This window comes from Candidatus Methylomirabilota bacterium, assembly GCA_027293415.1.
Lineage (GTDB): Bacteria > Methylomirabilota > Methylomirabilia > Methylomirabilales > CSP1-5 > CSP1-5.
This window is the reverse complement of record JAPUFX010000201.1, coordinates 1-4,516: the sequence shown is the minus strand read 5'-3', so window position 1 is coordinate 4,516 and position 4,516 is coordinate 1. Positions and strand designations below refer to the sequence as shown.

The 4,516-nt window shown below is 55.8% G+C and carries 2 protein-coding genes; one reads left to right on the top strand and one right to left on the bottom strand.

The genetic code is table 11. The features are described 5' to 3' along the window. Positions 1-494: 494 nt before the first annotated feature. Positions 495-1,646, top strand: a complete 1,152-nt coding sequence (locus O6929_13705) for an SGNH/GDSL hydrolase family protein (GenBank protein MCZ6481434.1) — start codon at positions 495-497, stop codon at positions 1,644-1,646. Positions 1,647-2,171: 525 nt separating this feature from the next. On the opposite strand, the gene O6929_13700 is transcribed toward O6929_13705, so the two are convergent. Further along, on the bottom strand, positions 2,172-3,704 hold the full coding sequence (locus O6929_13700) for a hypothetical protein (protein MCZ6481433.1): 1,533 nt from the start codon (positions 3,702-3,704) through the stop codon (positions 2,172-2,174). Positions 3,705-4,516 lie beyond the last annotated feature (812 nt).

The window sequence follows — 4,516 nt, the reverse complement described above, 5'->3', positions numbered from 1 at the left end:
GCCTGCCGACAGCAGAGGGCAACTCCACCGGTATCGGAACGGTCGGGAAGATCCATCTCCATCATTGTTCCCATCCTTTGGAATACTGGAAATACAGGTTGCCCTTCGGGGGCGAACGTGGTTTGCTGTTGTCCTCGGCAGGTGATGGACGCCCAGTCGGCTTGTGCCATTAAGCCCCCTGCTCAGCCCACCCCGAACAACCGCTAATTCACCTGCCAGTTGCTGTCCTTGCTGCTTTCTGAGGGGTCTTGCCCTCCGTCTCCCGTAAATACGGCTCGTAAGCCGAGTAGTGCCGCATGGCACGGTATCAGAGTAAGGCTGACGCACCTGCTGGGCAGATGCGCTTAGGGGTTGAGCAGCCCCCGGCCATAAGTCTGATATGTCTGTGTCCTTCAAGGAGGTAGAAAATGAAAAGGAAACGTTCTAGAAGTTGGCTTGGTTTGAGTGCCCCCAGGTGGGCAGACCACCATGTCATCAGAAATGGGGAGGGCGCCATGATGAAACAATTTATGCGCGCACTGCTATGTCTAGGTTTGCTGCTCCCGCTCGGGGCTAAAGCCGAGGAGTTCAGCGACATCTTCGTATTCGGCGACAGCCTCTCCGACACGGGTAATGCTGCTACCTTGGCAGATGCCGCGCCGCTTCTCCTGACGAGCAATCCGAAGTTCCTCAAGTTCCTGACGTTCCTGACAAATCCGACAATGACAGGACCCCGTGTGGCGCTCTGTTTCCCTGATGTTACCTTTGAAGGGGACCCACCCATAATAAAAGACGTAGACCCCGATTTCCCCTGCGCCGATCTATTTTTTGAGAGTAGCCGGGTCAGCAACGGGCCGGTTGCGGTGGAGATTCTCGCCAAACGTTTCGGCTTCGAAGACCTCCAGCCATCGCTGCATTTTTTGCCCCTGGTTGGGTTGGAGCCTTTTCGGCCGCCCGACTTCGGCACGAACTATGCTGTGGCGGCGGCGACAGCTCGCGGATCCGACCTCATAGACCTCATAGACCTCAACGTCCAAATAGCCGGATTCTTGGCCGACTTAGCCGATTTACCGGCAGCGTCGGATGCGCTCTATGTATTCATGATCGGCGGAAATGATGTTATAGATGCCGCCAACGCGCTGGCAGAGTTGGTTATAGGGTCAACGCCGGATGAGATGCCGGGAGCTATTATTGATGACGCGGTTGCCGCCATCGGGGACAATATCAACTTGTTGGTTGGCGCAGGCGCGCGCAAATTCTTGGTCGTCAATTCGCCAAATATCGGTTCGCTCCCCGCAGCCGAGTCCGGGTTGGCGCGCGCAATCGCCACTTTCGTAACGATAAAATTCAACGAGCAATTGGCGGAGCGTTTGGATCAGATCCAGGCGGGGCAACCGCTAGTCGAGATCAAGCAGTTCGATCTTTTCCGCTTTTTTGAGGTAGTACGCTTTTTTGGGAAACTGTTCGGCGTTTTCGAGAACATTAAGGACGCCTGTTTTGATAGCGGAGAGTACCGGGACACGGGAGCTCGCAACTTTGACCCCGGCTGTGGGGTGGACAAGTTTGATGACTTCGTCTTCTTCGATGCGATTCATCCTACCGGGCAGGTCCATCAGTTTGTCGGCAAGGCCTTATCCAGAGCCGCGCACAAGCTCATCGACGATTAGCGTCCCGAGAAGCTACTGAGCAGCCGGTGTAATACGGCCCGCCCCGTGTGGGCCTTTTTCTTTCCAGCGCGGATTGCTACCGTGATGACTCGGCCGCTAGGCAGACAGGAGATCCATTATGCCCTGCTTCTACCTCACCCCCAAACAAGACGACTTCAACCAAGAACTCCAAGTCTGCATCAGCCGAAGCCTTATATGATGTGGATTCAATTGTGGCCGACCCAGGGGCTTACACTAAAGAAGAGCACGCGACCTTATATAGTCAGATCGTGTCTAATCTGGAACGGGCGATCCGAGTCGGTGATGGTAGAGGTTTTGTGGTGGACACCGCTGAAGATGAATTTTATATAAAACTTCGGTATGTGATTACGGCCGCGCATTGTCTTCCCCGACTGCCGCCCAAAAAGGGACCGCCGAAGTGAATCCAGCGGTCCCTTGTGGTTAACAAATCCCAGTCTAATTTAGCTGGGTTGCTCTTCTCCTTCCAGCTAATCTGTGTGTTGCTCTAGTTCCAGTTCGCTCACCTTATGGAGTGATGCATGTGCCCGTTAGGAAGCCAATGTCTTCGACCGGGCTGGCGTTCCCCTGGCAGGGTCCCCTAATCACATCCACCTCTTCGTGGAACGGTCCGGTGTACCGCAGGACGAAGAGCCCGTTGAAGCGGTCGAGCACGTAGATCAACCCATCCTTGATCACGGGGTAGCTCGCCATATGGATGCGGACACGATTACCGTCCGCCCCCACTGCGGTCTGCGGGAAGTAGAAGCCGGCCTCGTGCGGCATGAAGGGATTGGAGATGTCGATCGCCCGCGTCCCTGCCCCGCGCCAACTTATGAGCAAGAGATTCCTGAGCGGGATCGGATTATGGGAGGTGAAGTCGCTTCCCGTCGCGATAGCGATCGGCCCGACCGTGCCGCAGTTTTCCTGCAGGTTCTCCGGCAGGAGGAACGTGGAAATCTGCTTGGGCTGAGGTTCAAAGCGCACATCGGTGATCCGAACCCATCCCCACGGACAGCTTGCACTGCCAAGCACTTCGTGGGTCAGTACGACGAGATCTTTGCCGGGTACTTTGATCGCACTGTGGGTACGCCCAGGACCTGGGGGCGAGAAGTCTAGCCGGTCAGACGGATTCGGATTGACCATCCTGAGGCACGGATTTTTCTTTTTGGTGTGAGAGAGGGCGCAGCTGGCCGCTGTCGCTAACGGGGTGCTGTCCAGGATGAGAAAGCCAGCATCGCGCATCGCCAGATAGGCCCTTGTGCCGTCATCGCTAACGGTGAGGGAATGGAGCCCGTTGGTCTGGCGAATAAACCCGTTGTCAGCGGAAGCGGGTTCAGTACGCGGAATACCAAAGTCTCTGGCGTCAAAGGTGGCGACCAGTTGCGGATCAGCCTTGTCGGAGACATCGATGACCCGCAAGTTTGGCTCCTCACCCCCAGCGACGTTTTCCCCGGAGAGTGTCTGATATATTAAGACTCTTGTCGTATCGGTGGGATCCCGCCAAAGGAAGAACTCGTGTGGCCGGCCACCGCCGAAATCAAAGGTCGACTCAAGAACCGGGTTCTCACAATCTGTGGTATCCCATACCTGCAGGATGTTTAGCCCCACAGACCCTGATCTAGTGAACCCCATAACAACCAGTAGATCGAGATCGTCAACCGTCCGGTGCTCTTGCTGGTTGCTGCCCGCCACGAAGGCTAATTCATTGAGGATCTCAAGGCTCGTCGCGTCGAGGACCAACATACCTCCTGCGTCGGGTCCGGGTCTCCGCCTGTCTCCGATGTAGAGACAATGGCCCGCGAACGCGAGACTGTTGCCATTGACGTCGCGACCGGCCCGACCGAGATCGGTATGGTCGACCAGCATGAAGTTGCGGGAGATTCCAGCAGCGGGAATCTTTTCGAGGTCTGGAACTTCAGCCGGCTTAAAGATGGTCTTGACCGGCTGGGATGGATCTGCTGCCTGTACCGATCCTAGGGGTAAAGCCAGCAAGCTGGCTACGGCGACAGTCAGCATTCCGACTGCTAGCCCCGGTTTTTTGCTTATGCCTATTGTCATGACGCTTCTCCTTCCGATTAGTTGGTTAGTGTCTTGCACGATACGCCGCTTTACTGACACAGAATGTCTACAGACGGCCACGCGCAAGACGCAAAACCCGCTCTGAGGCGGCTATGGCACAGCTATTGCGAAACAGCTAAGAGAAACTGCGATGAAGGCAAATGCTAAAGGCGTACATCAGGCGTAGGCGGCTTATTCATGACCTGACCTCCCAGGTGGTCCTTGATCAAGCGCGCTTATTTCGCCGATTGAAAAGGAATGTTTAGCCTGCGCGTGGCGTGCCGAAAAGTCCCACGCTTAATCGGCCAAGGGGGACGCGGTAAGCAAATTCCGAGCCAACCTATACCGGGTGAAGTTACGACAGGGGCAGGAAAAGGCCAACGTCTCGCTTTTTGATGCTCCCGCAAAGAAACAAGAATGAGGGCATGCACATGAACCTAAACCCACTAGCAACCGCAGGAGTATCAACCCCCCTATGGGGGGGGTGGCTTTCGTTCACGGTGAGTATGCATTACCAAAGCCCATCCCCTATAAGATATCTTATAGGGCTTGGGCTTTCAGAATTGACAGGGGCCTCAAGCCCCGTACTGTCTGCGGTATTTCGCCTCCGGCTACATACCTGCGACCACTTGCCGCCCCCAAGGCGGCCTGTCTCCGATACTCCGCTGGGTTGATGCCCAGCTACGTATCCCTGCAGACTCGCCGCCCCCAAGGCGGCCAATAAATTGTCACATCGAGTTCACCGTAAATGAGAGCCTAATGCATCTGACGGAGAGGAAGAAAACGCGCACCACGAGTAGAGCAATGACGCG

What these genes read in the sequence shown, in the direction of transcription:
- O6929_13705 (MCZ6481434.1), top strand. Translation starts at nt 495, where the DNA reads ATGATGAAACAATTTATGCGCGCACTGCTATGTCTAGGTTTGCTGCTC.
- O6929_13700 (MCZ6481433.1), bottom strand. Translation starts at nt 3,704, where the DNA reads ATGACAATAGGCATAAGCAAAAAACCGGGGCTAGCAGTCGGAATGCTG.